Source organism: Marinobacter sp. 3-2 (genome assembly GCF_003751355.1).
Classification (GTDB): Bacteria; Pseudomonadota; Gammaproteobacteria; order Pseudomonadales; family Oleiphilaceae; genus Marinobacter; species Marinobacter adhaerens.
The window spans coordinates 16,092-32,748 of sequence record NZ_RJUQ01000014.1 but is presented as its reverse complement, the minus strand read 5'-3'; the positions used below and the strand labels follow the sequence as shown (position 1 = coordinate 32,748).

21 protein-coding genes are annotated in these 16,657 nt (G+C 53.8%); 14 read left to right on the top strand and 7 right to left on the bottom strand.

The annotated features are described in order from the left end of the window. Positions 1-39: 39 nt before the first annotated feature. Complete coding sequence (locus tag EDB94_RS12825; protein ID WP_062784367.1) at positions 40-909, bottom strand: AraC family transcriptional regulator; 870 nt, start codon at positions 907-909, stop codon at positions 40-42. Positions 910-1,018: 109 nt separating this feature from the next. On the opposite strand from EDB94_RS12825, the gene EDB94_RS12820 reads away from it, so the two are divergent. From EDB94_RS12820 to ccoG, 8 genes are all read left to right on the top strand, one after another. Beyond that, positions 1,019-1,489, top strand: coding sequence for a YHS domain-containing (seleno)protein (locus tag EDB94_RS12820; RefSeq protein WP_062784365.1), 471 nt, complete (start codon positions 1,019-1,021; stop codon positions 1,487-1,489). Positions 1,490-1,573: 84 nt separating this feature from the next. Further along, positions 1,574-1,858 (top strand): DUF2282 domain-containing protein, encoded by a 285-nt coding sequence (locus EDB94_RS12815; protein ID WP_108018956.1) that lies wholly within the window; start codon positions 1,574-1,576, stop codon positions 1,856-1,858. 5 nt (positions 1,859-1,863) lie between these two features. Next, on the top strand, positions 1,864-2,775 hold the full coding sequence (locus EDB94_RS12810; protein WP_108018957.1) for a DUF692 family multinuclear iron-containing protein: 912 nt from the start codon (positions 1,864-1,866) through the stop codon (positions 2,773-2,775). Further along, positions 2,762-3,511, top strand: a complete 750-nt coding sequence (locus tag EDB94_RS12805) for a DNA-binding domain-containing protein (protein WP_108018958.1) — start codon at positions 2,762-2,764, stop codon at positions 3,509-3,511. Before EDB94_RS12810 ends, EDB94_RS12805 begins: the two co-directional genes overlap by 14 nt. Before the next feature lie 12 nt (positions 3,512-3,523). Further along, a complete protein-coding gene (locus EDB94_RS12800; RefSeq protein ID WP_108018959.1) occupies positions 3,524-3,979 on the top strand; it encodes a DoxX family protein in 456 nt (151 codons plus the stop codon). A 108-nt stretch (positions 3,980-4,087) separates the two neighbouring features. Further along, positions 4,088-4,426, top strand: coding sequence for a co-chaperone YbbN (locus EDB94_RS12795; protein WP_260312586.1), 339 nt, complete (start codon positions 4,088-4,090; stop codon positions 4,424-4,426). An 84-nt stretch (positions 4,427-4,510) separates the two neighbouring features. Continuing rightward, on the top strand, positions 4,511-5,911 hold the full coding sequence (locus tag EDB94_RS12790) for a PLP-dependent aminotransferase family protein (RefSeq protein ID WP_108018960.1): 1,401 nt from the start codon (positions 4,511-4,513) through the stop codon (positions 5,909-5,911). A gap of 115 nt (positions 5,912-6,026) precedes the next feature. Beyond that, on the top strand, positions 6,027-7,421 hold the full coding sequence (gene ccoG / locus EDB94_RS12785) for a cytochrome c oxidase accessory protein CcoG (RefSeq protein ID WP_108018961.1): 1,395 nt from the start codon (positions 6,027-6,029) through the stop codon (positions 7,419-7,421). 140 nt (positions 7,422-7,561) lie between these two features. Here ccoG and EDB94_RS12780 read toward each other — a convergent pair whose 3' ends face one another. Both EDB94_RS12780 and EDB94_RS12775 read right to left on the bottom strand, forming a co-directional pair. Further along, positions 7,562-8,032, bottom strand: coding sequence for a nuclear transport factor 2 family protein (locus EDB94_RS12780; RefSeq protein ID WP_062784351.1), 471 nt, complete (start codon positions 8,030-8,032; stop codon positions 7,562-7,564). Positions 8,033-8,078: 46 nt separating this feature from the next. After that, positions 8,079-8,675 carry an RNA polymerase sigma factor gene (locus tag EDB94_RS12775; protein WP_108018962.1) on the bottom strand — a complete coding sequence of 199 codons (597 nt, stop codon included), beginning with the start codon at positions 8,673-8,675 and terminating at the stop codon, positions 8,079-8,081. Between the two features lie 189 nt (positions 8,676-8,864). On the opposite strand from EDB94_RS12775, the gene EDB94_RS12770 reads away from it, so the two are divergent. Further along, positions 8,865-9,434 (top strand): TetR/AcrR family transcriptional regulator, encoded by a 570-nt coding sequence (locus EDB94_RS12770; protein ID WP_108018963.1) that lies wholly within the window; start codon positions 8,865-8,867, stop codon positions 9,432-9,434. A gap of 26 nt (positions 9,435-9,460) precedes the next feature. Here the strand turns inward: EDB94_RS12770 and nrtS are convergent, their stop codons facing one another. From nrtS to EDB94_RS12755, 3 genes are read right to left on the bottom strand one after another with little or no spacing between them, the layout of a single operon-like run. After that, positions 9,461-9,706, bottom strand: a complete 246-nt coding sequence (gene nrtS, locus EDB94_RS12765; protein WP_108018964.1) for a nitrate/nitrite transporter NrtS — start codon at positions 9,704-9,706, stop codon at positions 9,461-9,463. Then, the gene (locus EDB94_RS12760) at positions 9,693-11,114 is read right to left on the bottom strand and encodes a dihydrolipoyl dehydrogenase (protein WP_108018965.1); all 1,422 of its coding nucleotides are present in this window, start codon (positions 11,112-11,114) and stop codon (positions 9,693-9,695) included. Before EDB94_RS12760 ends, nrtS begins: the two co-directional genes overlap by 14 nt. A 30-nt stretch (positions 11,115-11,144) precedes the next feature. After that, on the bottom strand, positions 11,145-11,438 hold the full coding sequence (locus EDB94_RS12755; RefSeq protein ID WP_108018966.1) for a glutaredoxin domain-containing protein: 294 nt from the start codon (positions 11,436-11,438) through the stop codon (positions 11,145-11,147). A gap of 220 nt (positions 11,439-11,658) precedes the next feature. On the opposite strand from EDB94_RS12755, the gene EDB94_RS12750 reads away from it, so the two are divergent. Continuing rightward, positions 11,659-12,489, top strand: a complete 831-nt coding sequence (locus EDB94_RS12750) for an alpha/beta fold hydrolase (protein ID WP_108018967.1) — start codon at positions 11,659-11,661, stop codon at positions 12,487-12,489. Positions 12,490-12,547: 58 nt separating this feature from the next. On the opposite strand, the gene EDB94_RS12745 is transcribed toward EDB94_RS12750, so the two are convergent. Beyond that, positions 12,548-12,799: a hypothetical protein gene (locus tag EDB94_RS12745; protein ID WP_088557304.1), complete on the bottom strand. Its 252-nt coding sequence runs from the start codon at positions 12,797-12,799 to the stop codon at positions 12,548-12,550. Positions 12,800-13,091: 292 nt separating this feature from the next. Between EDB94_RS12745 and EDB94_RS12740 the strand changes: the two genes are divergently transcribed. The 4 genes from EDB94_RS12740 to EDB94_RS12725 all read left to right on the top strand — a co-directional run bounded on the left by EDB94_RS12740 (position 13,092) and on the right by EDB94_RS12725 (position 16,565). After that, a complete protein-coding gene (locus EDB94_RS12740; RefSeq protein WP_108018968.1) occupies positions 13,092-14,117 on the top strand; it encodes a lipid A deacylase LpxR family protein in 1,026 nt (341 codons plus the stop codon). 117 nt (positions 14,118-14,234) lie between these two features. Next, positions 14,235-14,558, top strand: a complete 324-nt coding sequence (gene trxA / locus EDB94_RS12735; RefSeq protein WP_108018969.1) for a thioredoxin — start codon at positions 14,235-14,237, stop codon at positions 14,556-14,558. 103 nt (positions 14,559-14,661) lie between these two features. Beyond that, positions 14,662-15,615 (top strand): LysR family transcriptional regulator, encoded by a 954-nt coding sequence (locus tag EDB94_RS12730; protein WP_014577048.1) that lies wholly within the window; start codon positions 14,662-14,664, stop codon positions 15,613-15,615. A 191-nt stretch (positions 15,616-15,806) separates the two neighbouring features. Next, positions 15,807-16,565, top strand: coding sequence for a hypothetical protein (locus EDB94_RS12725; protein WP_108018970.1), 759 nt, complete (start codon positions 15,807-15,809; stop codon positions 16,563-16,565). Positions 16,566-16,657 lie beyond the last annotated feature (92 nt).

Below are 16,657 nucleotides of genomic sequence, written 5' to 3'. Positions count from 1 at the left end.
TCGTAATCCCTGCCCCCTTTTTTGTTGCGCTTTCAGTATCTAGGCAACGTGCGCTTTTTCGGCAACGCTGGCGCTTACTGCCTCCGCTGCTGTCGTGTTCAATTTTTTCCATTCCCTGGGTGTCATCCCGGTGTTTTTCTTGAAGGCCCTGGAAAATCCCGATGCATCCTCGTAGCCCACTTCAAAGCAGATGATGGACATGGGTTTGTCTTTGAGAATCAGCCTCTTCGCAGCAGCTATCCGGGTGTTCTGGACGTACTCGCCGGGTGCCAATCCGAGGATGTTCTTGAAATGCTGAATGAAGGTTGATCGGGACATGGTTGCAACCTCTGCCAGCCTGTCCACGGAGAGATCGCCATTCAGGTTTGAGTCGATGCAGCTTAGCACCTTACTTAGTTGCCTATCCGCCAATGCCGACAACAAACCTTTCGGCGTTTCTCCATCCGAGACGACATGCCGAAGCACATTGACAAATATCACCTCAACCAGGCGATTCATGACGGCATCTCGCCCTTCCTGCGCCGCTTCGGCCTCCGCGAACAGCACATCCACGAAGGACCCAAGCCCCTGAACCGAAGATAGAGGCAGCACCACGGAGTCGGGCAGGGCGTCCAGGACAGGGTTCCGTGAACCTGTCTGGAACTTGATTGAAGCGCAAATCATCTCCGCGCCCTCACGATTGGCACCAAAGAGCTGATGCGGTTGGGAGCGAACCGAAAAAATCATGGTCGGTTCTGACAGCGTGAGCTTCTCCCGGTTCGCTTCAATAATGTCGAGCACTCCGGATCGAAGCACGTGGATGTAGCCGGTTCCTTCTTCTTCAAAGGACGCCAGCCCGCAGAGTTGGCCCCGGAAGAAAACGCCGGCGTTCACATTAAGTTGGTCGAGGATGTAAGAAAGCCTGTCCATAAGCACTCCAGATAATTGGCATAGAAGTTTGAACGATCGTACGCATTCAGTACCGCTCGAAGCCTTATTGTTTCAAACGTAGTCATCATTCATTCAAAGGAGATACCCAATGACTCGTTTCAACAAACTTCGTGCCTTCGTTGCTGTTGCTGCCTTGAGCGCTGCCTCTGGTGCTTTTGCTGCCGATATCGACATGAACGCCGACGCCAATGATGTTGCCATCAGCGGTTACGACCCGGTGGCCTACTTCTCTGATTCAGAGGCTACCAAAGGTTCTGCCGAATACACCGCTACCTACAAGAACGCGATCTACCATTTCTCCAGCGCAGAGAATCGTGATCTGTTTCGTGCCGACCCCAGTGCTTATGCGCCCCAGTACGGTGGCTACTGTGCGTTCGGCGTAACCATGGAGAAGAAGTTCGACGTTGATCCTGAAGCCTGGCGGATTGTCGATAACAAGCTTTACCTGAACCTGAACAAAGACGTGCAAACGCGTTGGCTCACGGATGTACCTGGCTTCATCGCCAATGCCAACGACATCTGGCCCGAGATCAAGACTGTGGAAGCAGCCGAGCTGTAATCCTCTGCCAATGATGTGAGCACGTCCCGGGGTCCTTGGCGTTTTCAGTCAAGGACCCTGAAACAAACTGTGAAGGTGATCGATATGAACCAGAAACTTCTTTTCAGCGCGGCACTGGCCGCGGCATTGGCCGGCGCCATGTCTGCTCCCCTGGCTCACGCAGGTGGCAAAGAAAAGTGTTACGGCATTTCGCCTGTAGGTGGTAACGATTGTGCGAACCTTGCCGGTACCCACTCCTGTGCAGGGCAGTCCAAAGTCGCCAACGACCCGGGTGAGTACAAGATTGTCGAGAAGGGCACCTGTGAAGATCTGGGTGGCTTTGACAAGGAAACAGCCCTGCAAATCATTGCTGAGAAAAGCAAAGGTTAAGTGGCATGGGTAATCGTCAGGACAACGTCCCAGCCAAGCCCGAACTCGCGAGCAGCACTGTTGGGGTAGGGTTACGACCAGACCATTATCAGGACGTTCTCGAGCACGCCCCTTCGGTAGATTTTCTTGAAGTGCACTCGGAGAATTTCTTCGCGGAGGCAGGAATCGCTGTCGATGTGTTGAAGGATGTTTCGGCAAGTACGCCAATCAGCCTTCATGGTACTTCGGCAGGTCTGGGCTCCGTTGAGGCGATTCCTGACGATTACCTCAAGCGACTCAAACGTCTTGTGGACCGGGTTGACCCGATATTGGTGTCAGACCACCTGTGTTTTACCTGGGCAAGAATCGGTGGACGGCTTTTTCATGGTGGTGATCTTCTGCCCATTCCCTACACCGAAGACAGTCTCAGGCACGCGGCGAACAACATTGACCGAATGCAACAGGCGCTGGGCCGCCAGATCGCGGTGGAGAACGTCTGTGCGTACATCGAGTTTGACCACAATGACTTCGACGAGGCCGCCTTTCTTAATGAAATCGTTGCCCGCACGGGCTGCGGTTTAATCCTTGATATCAATAACGTGATGGTGAACGCCCGTAATGCGCGAGTAGGCGATCCGGCGGATTTTGTTGACGATTATGTTGCCTCTCTGGATCACTCCGCCATTGCGGAAATTCATCTTGCGGGCTCAACGCCCGTGGATCGGCAAGAACTGCTGATCGATGACCATGCCTGCCCGGTACCCGAGGCTGGGTGGCACGCGTATGGGCGTGTGCTCCGAAAGATCGGCCCGCGGCCCACGTTGATTGAGTGGGACAACAACCTTCCATCATGGCGCGAGCTTCAGGGTGAAGCCATCAAGGCCAGGAAAGCACAACGCCGTGTATTGAACAGGGAGCGAAGCCATGAACCTGTCTGATTATCAGAGCCAGTTTCTGGCGTTCCTGTTCGGTGATATTAACGAGCCGGGGCTGCCCAATTCAGACGTGTATCGATTTGGAGTAGAGGCGAAAGCGGTTCGAGCCCTTGGGCACAGCTATCCGACGGTAAAGGCACTACTAGGACCGTCTGCTTTCGAGGAACTGGCCCTGGATTATTTCAGAGTGATCCGGAAACAGAGCGGCGATTGGAGTGATTTCGGCTGGGGATTTCCGAGCTGGATCATCTCGCATCGGATTTCAGACCGGGTTCCTTATCTCTCCGATGTGGCGCGACTCGACAACTACGTGGGCCGGGTCGAGCGCAGCCAGTATCAAGACGTGGACTTCCAGAGCTTTTCTGCGATTGGCGAAGATCTTTCGACCTATCGGCTCATTCTCAATAGCGGGCTTGAGTTTTTCAGGTCCGTTTATCCGATCGTCAGCATATGGGAAGCACACAAAAGCCACACCCCGCAGGACACACTCAGCTTTGCCCAGGCAAAAAGAATGATCGCCAAAGGCCGGGGCCAGAACGTCCTGGTCTATCGATCGGGTTGGCGAGGGATGGCGGAAGCCATCTCCGAAAAGGATATTGCGCTGCTGGAGCGGCTGAGAAAACAGCCAAGTATTGCCGAAGCCTTCGGTGAAGGTGTTCTGGATGAAACGAATTTTACCGGTTGGCTGCAAGACATGATCTCAAAAAGGGTCATCGTCGGCGCCAGAACCATTCATTGAGAGGAAAATGATATGAAAACGTTAGCGTACAGTTTTTACGGATTAAACGATTCGGTCCAGCGAGTTGTCGGCGGCATGCTACCTGTTGCACTTCTTCTTGGACGTCTCTACGTGGCATGGGTCTTCTTCAAAGCCGGCCTGACAAAGATTGATGACTGGGGAACAACACTGTTTCTGTTTGAAGAAGAGTACAGCGTTCCGCTTTTGAGCCCCGAGATCGCAGCTTTCCTCGCAACGTTCGGAGAACTGGTTTTTCCGGTTCTTCTGGTGATTGGCCTGTTCTCGCTTGTGTCCTCGCTGGGGCTTTTGGTCATCAACATTGTTGCAGTTATCAGCCTTGAAATGATCGCGCCCGCAGCCGAACTGTATCACGTGATCTGGGGCCTGATTCTGATGGCATTGGCCATGTGTGGCCCAGGCCTGTTATCTCTGGACAAACTGGTTGGAAACCGTTTGAGGAGAGCCTGAGCCGGTCCTGTTTACCCCTTGGCGTATTCGGTTTTCACCCTCGCATCGACATTGTTCGCCGAATACGCCCTTTTTATTCCTGAAGAACTCTCCCGGAGGAAATTCGTTGTGCCGATTGTAAATCTGAATACGTTTGACGAGCTGGGCGATCTGGCAAACCGACATGAGTGGTTGTTGCTGGATTTCTGGGCTCCCTGGTGTGCACCGTGCAAAGTGATGAACCCGGTTATGGAACAGTTCAGCGAACTGAACCAAGAAACGGCGGTGATCAAGGTTGATGTGGATCAGAAGCATGACATCGCAGCAAAGTTCGGCGTGCGAGCCATCCCAACGCTGGTTTTGCTCAGGCGTGATCAGTTCATGGGCCAGGAAACCGGGTCCAAATCTCTGAAGGATCTGGCCAACTGGATCGACGGGCTGAAGCAAAAGGTATCCCAACTGGCGTGAATTGTTGGCGTTTTTGAGAGTAAACTCAGTTTGCCGGGCCCGCGCCCGGCTTTTTTGTGAGAAGGCGGGGAGACAGATCAAACCATGGCAAAGCCATTGCCGAGATACCAGAAACTTGAGGTAACCCTGCGAGACCAGATTGAAACGGGTCGATGGCGAGCTGGCGAGCGGCTCCCCTCAATAAGATCACTCTGCCAGGACTATGATCTTTCCAAGATTACTGTGCAGCATGCGCTGCAGCGACTGGAAGCGCTCGGGCTCATAGAGGCACGGGAACGCAGCGGTTTTTTTGTTGTACCTCCCCAGAACAAATTCGAGGTTCCCGGGCAAGCACCGACGCCGGACGAGCCAAAACCAGTGTCGGTAAGCCAGGTATTCCAGGACATAATGACCCGCAGCGCGGCTTTTGATCTGCTGCCGGCTTGTAACCGGGATGAGCCGCCACCGGGGATCATTCAACTCAACCGGTCGATCGGTCGGGCTCTGAGGCGGCAGTCCACAAGATTTCAGTACTATGACGAGCCAGCAGGGGATCAGGAATTGCGTAATCAGATCGCTCTGAGAGCCGCCCGAAGAGGTTGGATTGCGCAAGCGGATGACTTCTGTATCACGTCGGGGTGCCAGCAATCGTTGTTCCTCGCGCTGATGGCTGTTTGCAAGAGTGGCGATGTGGTCGCGGTGGAAACTCCCGGGTTTTATGGTGTGCTGCAGCTACTTGAACAGCTTCAACTACGGGTGATCGAGATACCTGCATCGCCGGAAAGTGGCATGAATGTGAGCGCGCTTGAGGATGTACTGAAGGTCTGGGATGTTAAAGCTTGTGTGGTGTCGCCAGCGTTTGCTACGCCTACGGGTTCTGTAATGCCGACTGAAGCGCGGAGAGGGTTACTGGCGCTGGCAGATCGCCATGACGTCGCCATCATCGAGGATGACATTTACGCTGAATCGGGCTGGTTGAGTGTGCCCGATACACTGAAAGCCATCGACACCTCTGCCCGGGTTATCCACTGCAGTTCCTTTTCAAAAGTTCTATCCCGCGATCTCCGTCTTGGATGGGTTTCAGGTGGAAGATGGCATGACGAAATCCTCAAACTGAAACTGACCTCCCAGTTGGCGAGTAGCCGATTCCTCCAGGAAGGCGTGGCAGGTTTCATCGCTGAGGGCGGTTACGCGTCGTTTTTGCGCCGCCACCGGCAGGACTTGCGGCGGCGACGGGATCAGTTGCTGGAGCTTCTGAGTGGCTGGAACGTCTCTCTGCGGGTAACAACCCCCCATGGTGGTCTGGCTCTCTGGGTAGAGCTTCAGGAAGACGTCGACACACTGAGGCTCTACGGCAGGGCGCTGCAGGAGGGGATTGTTATTACGCCGGGAAATCTCTTCTCTGTATCCGGAAAGTTCTCCAACTGCCTTAGAATCAGCTTTGCTCACCCCTGGAACGCCGCCCGTGTTTCCGCCTTGAAGAGACTCCCTGAATTAATGATCTGAACTTCCACCAACTGTCCCTATAAAAATTTAAAAAAGTGGTCCTGCCCCCATTCATCGCGACCGATTATCCTCCTGCCTTCCGTTTCTGATCGACCATGGCATAGGTGCGAAGCAAATGAGTCGCCTAATCTCTGTTAAACAGATTGAATCTCCTGCTCCGGCTCCCGGGGCCACCCAAAAAATCCAGCCCCGAAGCTTTTCCGGCGTTTATCGCCGACTCCGGATCGCGGTAGGACTGGTACTTTTCGCACTGTACTTCGGTGTCGCGTGGCTGGATTGGGGCGGAAGGCAGGCTGTGCTCTGGGATCTCGCAGAGAAGAAATTCCATATTTTCTCTGCGACGTTTTGGCCGGAAGACCTGGTGTTGCTTGCCGCGATTCTCCTGATCTGTGCCTTCGGCCTGTTTTTTTTGACGGTTCTGGCGGGTCGAGTGTGGTGTGGATACGCCTGCCCGCAAAGTGTCTGGACATGGGTTTTCCTGTGGGCAGAGCGATTGGCAGAGGGAGATCGGAACAGGCGGCTCAAACTCGATGCCGCACCTCTCACCGCCAATAAAGTTGCTCGCCGGGGAATGAAACATGGTCTTTGGTTGCTGACTGGACTGGTTACGGCCATCACCTTCGTGGGGTATTTCACGCCTATTCGGGGCCTGGTTGCTGACCTTATTGCCATGGAAGCTTCGGGCTGGGCGGTCTTCTGGATCTTCTTTTTTACCAGCGCCACCTATCTGAATGCGGGATGGCTGAGGGAGAAAGTCTGTTTCCATATGTGCCCCTACGGCCGCTTTCAGTCATCCATGGTAGATGCCGATTCCCTGGTTATTTCCTACGATGCCGCGCGGGGGGAACCGCGAGGCTCACGTAAAAAAGACGATGTACAAGTCTCTCAAGAGCTTGGAGATTGCATCGATTGCCAGATGTGTGTGCAGGTATGCCCGACCGGTATCGATATCCGCGATGGCTTGCAAATGGAATGTATCGGATGTGCGGCGTGTATCGACGCCTGCGACTCGATCATGGACAAGATGGGATACGCCCGTGGACTGGTACGCTACGCCAGCGAGCGCGACCTGAAGGGAGGGAAAACGAACCTTCTGAGGCCACGACTGGTGGGGTATTTTGTGTTCCTCGCCTTGATGATTGGACTTTTTTCCTGGGGCGTGGCGTCCAGACCACTGGTAACCCTCGACGTCGAGAGGGATCGCGGAATGTATCGCTATACAGGCGGGGGCAACATTGAAAACAGCTATTTGCTCAAACTGACCAATAAAGACAGCAGCCCGAGGTACCTGGTGATCGAGGTTGGCGGTTTTGAAGACTTTTCAACCACAGGTCCCGGAGGTATCGTCGTTGAAGCAGGTGAGCGGGTTGAAGTCCCATTTTCTGTCGCTGTTCCAAGCTCTTCCCTTGATTCCGGGGCCAACGACGTTGTTTTTGAGGTCAGTAGCCTGAATCACGAAGGGGCAGTAATAACCGGCACCACCACCTTTCTTGGCCCCCCTAAACACTGATGGGATCGGTCTTTTGGGGTGAACAAAGAGACGGCTGGGAATCTCCTCGAGCCGTCCCGTCCCCTTGGCGGCCCAGGGATTCAGGATGCGATTCAGTTCACTCTCTGGAGGCAGGCCAAGGCTCATTTTCGCTGGAAAGATCAGAGACCAAGGTCACTGAGGCCGGGGTGATCATCCGGACGGCGACCGAGGGGCCAGCGAAAAAGCCTGTCTGACTCTTTGATGGGACTGTCGTTGATGCATGCGAAACGGCGCTGCATCAGGCCGTCGGCATCGAATTCCCAGTTTTCGTTTCCGTAGGACCGGAACCAGTTTCCGCTGTCGTCGTGCCACTCGTAGGCATATCTCACGGCAATGCGGTTGTCAGTGTAAGCCCACAGCTCCTTGATCAGGCGGTAATCCAGCTCACGATTCCATTTACGTGTGAGGAACTCCTCGACCTGTTTGCGGCCATTGGCGAACTCGGCCCGGTTGCGCCAGCGTGTGTCCTCTGTGTAGGCGAGGGCGACCTTCGCAGGGTCACGGCTGTTCCAGCCATCTTCTGCAAGGCGGACTTTTTCAATGGCACTTTCCCGTGTGAAGGGAGGTAGTGGTGGACGTTGGGTACTCATAGGGTTTCTCCAGTTGTGGCAAAACACAGTAACAAGGCCGCCTTGATTAGAGCAGGGGGGCCAACTCGTTTCGTGCACGGTGCAGAATGACCCGCAGGTTTCCGTGAGAAATCTCCAGCACTTCAGACACCTGCGAACCTGTCATGGGGCTCATGCCCTTCAGCAGAATCGCGTTAGCGTGGTCCCGATTCATCTTCTTCAATTCAACGCGAATGCGTTCCTGAACCTTTGCAGTCTGGGTAGCCAGCTCCGGTTCGCTAAGATGCCCGGCGGTGCCACTAAATTGGTTGTCCTGAGAGCTATCGGATAACAGGGCGAGGCTGGGCGTTGCGGGAAACTCTTTCCGATTTTCCCGATACGTGTTGAAGGCTTTATTGGTGACAATACGGCACAGCCAGGTCTTGAGTGACGAACGGCCCTCGAAAGACCCAATGGCTCCAATGGCCGCCATCCAGGCCTCCTGAGCGATATCTTCGGCAACGGCTGCAGAGGTATATTTGGCCGCAACTCTCAGCATTACCGGATGATATCTCCGGTAAGCTTCCGCAAAAGCTTTCGGGTCTCCGGCCTGCAAGCCATCAATCAGATCAGCTTCAAGCCCAAACACGGGCGCCTGCCGGGTAGTTTTGATTTGTATGTCCATCGTGCTCTTCTCCGTGCCGTGTTCGCTGGTGGTTCGCTAATGAAACCGACAACAACACCAGTCAAAAAACACCCTGTTCATAACGGCGCGTGGTATTTCTTGAAGTAGACAGGTCGGTCTATTTTTAATTCTAGACAGATCTGTCTAATTTGGTCAAGATATATTCAATGAAAAAACGGAGGTCCGCAGATGGGACGAAGACAGGTTTTGATTGATACGGCATTGCGACTGTTCTATGAACATGGGATCCACGCTATCGGTATCAACCAGGTGCTCCAGGAGTCGGGTGTAGCAAAGCAAACGCTCTACAATCATTTCGAGAGCAAGGACAGCCTGGTAGAGGCTGCTGTCGCGCATCGCGACAAACTGTTTTTCCAATGGTTGGAGTCGCGAATGAGCAGTCAGCCGGCGGGAAGAGAGGCTCTTATGGAGATGTTTGATGCGGTGCATGATTGGTTTAACAATCGCGTACCGACACTACATCGTTTCTATGGGTGCTTCTTTATCAATACCTGTGGTGAGTACAGCGATCCCGGGCACCCGGTACACAAACGATGTGCGGCTCACAAGACCAGGGTTTTTGAACTCCTGAAGCAGCACACCCTGGAAATCTGCAGTTCAGAAGCCGATGCAGAAGAGTTGGCTAATGCGCTGTTTTTGTTGAAAGAGGGCGCCATTGTAAAAGCGCATGTTGAAGGCGATCTGGACGCAGCACTAAAGGCTAAGGGGGTTGCCTCAAGAATGATATCGCCGCACTGAGACACAGTGCGGCAATATTCGAGTGGTTAACGATACCTTGAAACGGGCACATTCAGTCCGGAGGATCTCTGGCAATCCCGTTCGCTGGACAGTTTACCGAGCATGAAAACGCAGAATGGGACGCAGTAGGTCAAGACTGCTGGCAGCCATTGAATTTTCTGATATCCGAACAGCGCATCATATTGGTTGATCAGCAATAGAATCGAACCTACTACAAGGGCAACCTTTGCTGCCTGTTTGTGGTAACGCCGGAACAGTTCAAGCAACTGCATGGGATGCCTCCTCACGTTCTATCTTTTTCAATTGTTCTGCCGCGTCCCGGAAGGCGGTGCGAACACCTTCTTCAATAACCGGGTGATAGAAAGGCATCCCGAGTATCTCGTTTACCGTTAGAGACTGTTGCACGGCCCAGGCCAGAAGGTGACCAATATGCTCCGCAGCCGGTCCAAACATTTCTGCGCCAAGCAGAATGCCGCTGTGCTTGTCTGCGTAGACCTTGAGTATGCCCTGGTTTTTGGCCATTACGCGGCTTCTTCCCTGGTTGTGAAAGCTTACCGCCCCTGTGATGAAGGTGTGTGGCGCCAATTCGTGCGCTCGTTTGCCTATGCTGGCAACCTGGGGGTCGGAAAAGACAACGCCCAACCCGGCACGTCGATGACCGCGTTGCACAGTGGGAAAGGTTCCCGCGTTGCTGCCCGCGATACGCCCCTCATCTGAAGCCTCATGCAACAGGGGCAACTCATTGTTGGCATCACCTGCAATGAATATGTGCGGTGCACTGGTTTGCATGGTGTACCGATCAGAGTCTGGAACGCCGCGGGCGTCCAGGGCGATGCCGGTATTCTCGAGGCCGAGCTTGTCAGTGTTGGGAATGCGACCGGTTGCGGCCAGTACATAATCAACCACTACTGTGTGAACGATTCCTCCGGATGTGCGATAGGTCACCTGCACGCCGTTCAGGGTTTCCTTTGCTGCGAGGACTTCCGCGTGAAGGACGAGATCAAATTCGGACTGGAAAGTATCCGCAGCAATTTTCCGGATTTCGGAGTCGGCAATTCCACCGACCGATTCGTTGCGCGAAAGCATCGTAACGTTGACGTTGAGTCGGCTTAGGGCCTGCCCCAATTCCAGACCGATAACACCGGCCCCGACAACAAGTACGGATGTCGGAAGATGTTCCAGTTCGAATACATCGTCGTTAACGAGCAGGCGGTTACCCGCGCCCTCCAGTACTTCAGGAATAAACGGTCTGGAACCTGTTGCAATAACAATCCGGTCGGCAGTGATTTCAAGACCGTTATCAATCTGCAAACGATGGGTATCCACGAACCGTGTGTAACCACGGACCTTATGGCTATCGTCAAACTCGTCGACATCGTCAACAACAAACCCGACGAACCGGTCGCGTTCTCTTCTAACGCGTTCCATGACCGCAGCACCGTCGGTTTCAACCGTCGGGACATTAAGCCCGAAAATCCCCGCATGCCTGGCGCCATGGGAGGCTTCTGCGGCGGCAATCAGAAGCTTACTGGGCATGCAGCCGACACGCGCGCAAGTGGTGCCATAGTGACTCCCTTCAATCAGCGCGATGCTGTCGGTATGTTTGCGAGCTTCGCGATAGGCACCCATACCGGCTGTGCCTGTGCCAATAATGGCAACATCAACTTTGCGTTTGAGCATTTTTGCTCTCCTGTATGTTGTGAGGATCGTTCACAAGGTTTGATTGTGCTCAGCCGACTGGGCGGCATGGCGCTGGAGGTAATGCACGATGTCCTGGGATTCGTACAGCCAGCGAACCTCTCTGTTCGATTCAATTCTCAGGCAAGGAACCTGTGCCCGACCGCCACCTTTGATCAGTTCCTCGCGGTAGGCCGGGTTTCTGGCGATATCACGTTCTTCCACTTCGATGTCGATGTGCTTCATCGCAGAGCGGGTGTACGCGCAAAAAGGGCATGAACGGTAGTAGTACAAAGAAAACGATGTGGCTTTTGAACTGACAGACATTAACTGTCTCCCTGGTCGTGAATGTGAGTGTCATTCTCCGCAGTTTGACCAAGGGGGAGGTGGCAGGACGGTTGGAAAAATTATCCATCTGTCTGAGCTCGGCGCTTGAGGCGATTGCATGTACAAGAAATGAACAACTAACGCTTGCATCGTCTTTCAAGATGTATATACACTTTATAAAGATGAAGAACTGGTGTGCAACTAATTTAGGAAGACGGAAATGAACCTTTCTCTGAATATATTTCAGGCTGCGTTCGGTGTTTACAGCCGATTGCTGCCATCCAGCGCGGCATCAAAAGCAGTCGGATTGATGACCAGTCCCCGAATCAAGGTCGAAAGGCGCGCCTCATCCCGTGAATTGTTTGAGAGGGTGGTGCCACTCAATAACGATGGCTTGCTGTCAATTTATGGGAGTGGGCCAAAGAAAGTCCTGGTCCTTCATGGGTGGTCGGGTTGGATCGGTCAATTCAGGGATCTGATCCGTGAGATTGATCCGGATGAATGCACCGTGTATGCGGTTCATCCGGCCGGCCATGGCGATTCAACGGCCACCAAATCTCATCCGGGGCGGTTTATTGAGGCCGTTCTGGACGCCCATGAATACGTGGGGAGTTCTTTTGATGTTGCGATCGGGCATTCGCTGGGCGCCGCGGCCCTTGTCTACGCCCAATCCGCCAGGGGGTGTTTCGACCGTCTGGTACTGGTTTCAGGCCCGGCAACGATAGAGGGCGTGCTCAGTCGATTCGCCCGGTTTGTAAATCTTGGCGAGCGCAGTGAGCGTCTATTTGTTCGCGACATGGAAGAAACGGTAGGACTGAGTGTTGATCGATTGGATCTGATTGCGCTTGCGCCTGGAATCGAGGTACCTGTTTTGCTCATCCATGATGATTCTGATTCGGAAGTTCCGGTTACTGAATCCGTTGCACTGAACGAGGCGTTTCCAAGGAGCCGTTTAACCCATACAACGGGGTATGGCCATAGCCGGCTGTTGCGGAATACGGAAGTCGTTCGAGAGATCGTCGAATTTACACATTCACCGTTCCGACCATAACCCGAGACTGAAAAAAGCACCGTCCATGGTGCCAGGACGCAAATGAGACATCTGAGACTCAACCGTGGCTTTCGGGCTGCACCTGGCCACGGATAACAATCTGACCGCTGTACGGAGCAGGTTTGGCCGCATGGTTGTCGGCGTCGCGATCCTGAATCTCACCGCGGATCACGATTTGGCCGCTGTAGGGAGCGGGCTGAGCCTGCTCGGAGCGGGGTTCGTCTGATTTGCGGTCTGCGAGGGTCGCATGAGCGGGCAGGGCAGCCACGGTAATAAGGGAAGCCAGGGTAACCAGTGCAAATTTACGCATTTTCAATTCTCCACAGTTTGAGTTGATTTAGCTGACTCCGATACCGCAATCGGTCGGATATCAGATGAGCAAATTGTGGGACTGAACAATGTGGAGGAATAATTCTGAAACGGTATGGCAAACATCATTGCCAGTGATGGGGGTTGATGACGACTGCCCAAAAACCGCACGTATTACTACTTATCTATCAACCGAGGTGATGTTTTAAATATCAACGCTTGATTAGTTCTGAGGGCCAGAAGTTCGAAAAATAGCAGCCAACTTTTCTACCGAGACAATTTCGGAGTTGGCTATGATTTTTCGATTTTTGACCGTTTCTCTTTTGGGCGTTGCTTTGGCTTCGTCAGCGCTGGCAGAGTCGGCGGATTCGGTACTTGCGCTCTCCACGGACAACGACCTGTTCGCTCCAACGCAAACGGATCGGGATTACACCGCCGGTGTAGCGATTACCTATTCCTCCAATTCCGAGGATTTCATTCGGAATCCGGTGTCCAGGGTGAGCCAGGGGCTGGACAGTTTTGTGTTGCCCTATCTGGGCCAAGAGGAAGGGAGCCCGCAGAGCGCCGCGATTGAGCTGGGGGTTTATGGCTTCACCCCTGAGGAAATCAAGGAATCCGCGATTGACCTTAGCGATCGGCCCTACAGCAGTTTGGTCTACCTGTCCTCAAGCCAGAGTTACCAGGCTCTCGGCGTCGATTCGGGCTGGACGACATCCATGACCGTGGGTGTTCTGGGACTCGATGTATTCAAATCTGGCCAGAACGCGGTCCACAAGGTGGTAGGTAGCGACCGCGCGAACGGTTGGGACCATCAGATCTCGAATGGTGGTGAGCCGACTTTCCGGTACTCGGCGGCGTATCACCAGTACCTGGATGCCAGCGAATCGGATCAAAAGTTCAAAGTGACCTATTTCGGATCGGTCGGATACCTGACTGAGTTTGGAGCAGCATTGGTTTTCCGGGATGGCCTGATTTCCTCTCCGGACAACCGATTTAACCCCGAGCTGATGGCCTACGGTGAGCGTGCGCCCGGAGTTTCTGCACCAGGCGGACGTGAGAATTATTTCTGGGGCGGGGTGTCGGTGAAAGCCCGGGCTTACAACGCCTTTCTACAAGGCCAGTTTCGCGAATCGGACCATGAACTGGATGCCAATGATCTGAACATCCTGCTGGCTGAAGTATGGGCTGGTTATACCCACAGTTTCCTGGCGGGCACCGAGCTCAGTTATGTGTTGCGTGTTCAGAGTTCCGAAATCAAATCCGGGACGGGAAATCGCACGCTGGCCTGGGGCGGGCTGGTATTCAGCAAACGGCTTTGAAGTCCGGACCGACACTCATCATTAGGCGAAATAGAACTTATGCCGTCTAGTAATTGGTTTTTCCGCGCAGCTGGCTGCAGGGTGTGAACCAATCTATTTGTAAAAGGAGTTGAACTTATGAGCAACATGATCGAAGTAACCGATGTAAATTTTGAGCAGGCCGTTGTACAGAGTGATCGCCCTGTGCTGGTCGATTTCTGGGCACCCTGGTGTGGTCCCTGTAAAACAGTAGCTCCCATGTTGGAGGCAATCGCTGATGAGTTTGGCGATGAGCTGACCATCGCCAAAGTGAACGTCGACGAAAGTCCCGATGTGACTGCGAAAATGCGTATCAGGGGCATCCCAACGTTGGCACTGTTTCAGGATGGTGGCGTGATTGCCCAGAAAACCGGTGCCGGCAGTCTGAGTGAACTGAGAACGTTCGTGAAAGGAAACTTGTAAACCTCTTCAGCGGCCTCCCCATCGGGAGGCTTCTTCATACTGCAATTGCGGTTCGGGTTCTTCCGGGCCAGACTTGTCAGGGTCCATCCTTCAGGAACGTTGAATGAAAACGCAAGAACTTCAGCTGTTGTACATTTTTGATGCGATCATGACCGAACGCTCCGTGACCCGAGCAGCTGATCGACTTTCCATGACTCAGCCTGCCGTCTCCAATGCGATTTCCCGAATGCGCCAGATCTGGAACGACCCATTGTTTGTGCGAAAGGGTCGTAACATCGAGCCAACGTCTTACGCGCTCAGTCTGTGGGATCAGGTGGGGGATCACATGTACGCATTGACGAATGCGGTGAGTGCCACGCAGTTTGATCCGGCCACCTCGAAGCGGAAATTCCGCATAGCGGTCACGGATGTGACTGTTGAAATGATTTGGCGACAGCTGATTGAACTTCTTGAGGACCAGGCGCCGGGCGTTGATATCCACGCCGTCCCCTACACGCCGGAGGGCACGTACGAAGATTTGCGCGAGGCGCATGTTGATCTCGCGGTCGGCATGCTTACCCAGCACGATCACAGTTTGCGAAGTACGTGGTTGTTTGAAGGCGGGTATGTTCTGGCGATGCGAGCCGACCATCCGCTCGCCGGCAGGCAGATCACCATGGAGGAATTTCTCGAGGCCCGGCACCTGCTCGTGACAATGTCGGGTGATGCGCACGGATTCGTGGACAGCTACCTTGATCAAAAGGGCCAGAACCGACGCATTGCCGCGACGGTAAACCATTTTTCGATTGTTCCCCAGGTCCTCAGGGATTCAAACCTGATCGCCGCGGTCCCCGAGTTGATAAGCCAGGATTGTGGCTTCGTGGATGGGCTATGGATGGGGCAGTTGCCTTTCGAAGTAGATCCAACCAGCCTGTATCTCATTTGGCACACACGCCACGACCGTGATCCCGGAATCGTGTGGTTGCGGAACCACGTGGAACGGCTCCTTCGCGAGCGCTGGCACGACATTATGACCAACTCGCCCTGTGGCCGGTCTGCAGTAAAAGCCATCGCCTGAAACAATTAAACATTCACTCATCATTTTCCGTGATGACAAAGATACGGCAACGGAATTATTCAGCCTCCCGAAAACTCCCAATAATCCTCTGCAGATGTCGCGAATTGCGGCATTGGCAAGGGCTCGGTTGAACCACGATTGATCCGGCCAGCTTGCCCAATAATCTGCATTTTTTGGAGTTGGGAGGGAGAATGAACGGCCAAACGAACTGCTCGTCTATGGGCTCCAGCTGGAAGCCTGCTGCAATCACCGATACCGCTGACCAGAAATGGTACAAGCCAATCATCTCTTTAAACGCTGACCAGAGTGGCAACAGGGACGTGTACAAGGCCTTCCGATTCTCCCGGGGCCTTCTCGGGGCATACTTCCGGTTCCTTGCATCCCATGAGTACAGGATGCTGAGGAAAGTCGAGCACCTGGATTTCACCCCCGATCAGATCAGGCGCCCATCAGACGCCGCGCCCACCATCCATTATCGTCTGATCGAGGGAAGGCCGGTAAAGGACATTGCGGCAGGCAAGGGTGTACCGGACAACTTTTTCTCACAGCTTTTCACGGATGTGAAAACCCTGCACCAGCATGGCGTAGCTCATATGGACCTTGGCAATTCCGGAAACATTCTGGTTTCGGGGCGTGGCGCCCCTGCAATCATCGATTTCGGCTCAGCCATTCCCCTGAGTTGGCTCCCAACACCCCTTCAGGGCTGGGCCTGCCGCAAGGATATCCTTGGAGTTCTGAAGCTCTGGCATCGTTTCGATAGTGAATCCATGCCTTTGTTTCTTGTGCATTACTACCAGAGCAATTATCGCAAAAACATATACACGCCCAGGCGCTTTCTGAAGGCGCTGAGGCGTTGGGTAACGGGAGGCGCTGACAAAGAAGGCCTGTCCGGATTGACGACCGTGATCAGTGTGTTCTTCGGTCTCCTGGTACTGGTTTCTTTCACCTAAAGAGCGGCATTCGCCGCTCCATTTTATGCCTTCCGGCTAACGAAAACTGGTGAGCGAACCAGGCAAAAAAAAGGGCGGTCACTTTGACCGCC

What these genes read in the sequence shown, in the direction of transcription:
- EDB94_RS12750 (WP_108018967.1), top strand. Translation starts at nt 11,659, where the DNA reads ATGAACCTTTCTCTGAATATATTTCAGGCTGCGTTCGGTGTTTACAGC.
- EDB94_RS12725 (WP_108018970.1), top strand. Translation starts at nt 15,807, where the DNA reads ATGAACGGCCAAACGAACTGCTCGTCTATGGGCTCCAGCTGGAAGCCT.
- EDB94_RS12810 (WP_108018957.1), top strand. Translation starts at nt 1,864, where the DNA reads ATGGGTAATCGTCAGGACAACGTCCCAGCCAAGCCCGAACTCGCGAGC.
- EDB94_RS12755 (WP_108018966.1), bottom strand. Translation starts at nt 11,438, where the DNA reads ATGTCTGTCAGTTCAAAAGCCACATCGTTTTCTTTGTACTACTACCGT.
- EDB94_RS12790 (WP_108018960.1), top strand. Translation starts at nt 4,511, where the DNA reads ATGGCAAAGCCATTGCCGAGATACCAGAAACTTGAGGTAACCCTGCGA.
- EDB94_RS12780 (WP_062784351.1), bottom strand. Translation starts at nt 8,032, where the DNA reads ATGAGTACCCAACGTCCACCACTACCTCCCTTCACACGGGAAAGTGCC.
- EDB94_RS12740 (WP_108018968.1), top strand. Translation starts at nt 13,092, where the DNA reads ATGATTTTTCGATTTTTGACCGTTTCTCTTTTGGGCGTTGCTTTGGCT.
- EDB94_RS12760 (WP_108018965.1), bottom strand. Translation starts at nt 11,114, where the DNA reads ATGCTCAAACGCAAAGTTGATGTTGCCATTATTGGCACAGGCACAGCC.
- ccoG (WP_108018961.1), top strand. Translation starts at nt 6,027, where the DNA reads ATGAGTCGCCTAATCTCTGTTAAACAGATTGAATCTCCTGCTCCGGCT.
- EDB94_RS12815 (WP_108018956.1), top strand. Translation starts at nt 1,574, where the DNA reads ATGAACCAGAAACTTCTTTTCAGCGCGGCACTGGCCGCGGCATTGGCC.
- EDB94_RS12820 (WP_062784365.1), top strand. Translation starts at nt 1,019, where the DNA reads ATGACTCGTTTCAACAAACTTCGTGCCTTCGTTGCTGTTGCTGCCTTG.
- EDB94_RS12825 (WP_062784367.1), bottom strand. Translation starts at nt 909, where the DNA reads ATGGACAGGCTTTCTTACATCCTCGACCAACTTAATGTGAACGCCGGC.
- EDB94_RS12805 (WP_108018958.1), top strand. Translation starts at nt 2,762, where the DNA reads ATGAACCTGTCTGATTATCAGAGCCAGTTTCTGGCGTTCCTGTTCGGT.
- trxA (WP_108018969.1), top strand. Translation starts at nt 14,235, where the DNA reads ATGAGCAACATGATCGAAGTAACCGATGTAAATTTTGAGCAGGCCGTT.
- nrtS (WP_108018964.1), bottom strand. Translation starts at nt 9,706, where the DNA reads ATGCAGTTGCTTGAACTGTTCCGGCGTTACCACAAACAGGCAGCAAAG.
- EDB94_RS12730 (WP_014577048.1), top strand. Translation starts at nt 14,662, where the DNA reads ATGAAAACGCAAGAACTTCAGCTGTTGTACATTTTTGATGCGATCATG.
- EDB94_RS12770 (WP_108018963.1), top strand. Translation starts at nt 8,865, where the DNA reads ATGGGACGAAGACAGGTTTTGATTGATACGGCATTGCGACTGTTCTAT.
- EDB94_RS12800 (WP_108018959.1), top strand. Translation starts at nt 3,524, where the DNA reads ATGAAAACGTTAGCGTACAGTTTTTACGGATTAAACGATTCGGTCCAG.
- EDB94_RS12775 (WP_108018962.1), bottom strand. Translation starts at nt 8,675, where the DNA reads ATGGACATACAAATCAAAACTACCCGGCAGGCGCCCGTGTTTGGGCTT.
- EDB94_RS12745 (WP_088557304.1), bottom strand. Translation starts at nt 12,799, where the DNA reads ATGCGTAAATTTGCACTGGTTACCCTGGCTTCCCTTATTACCGTGGCT.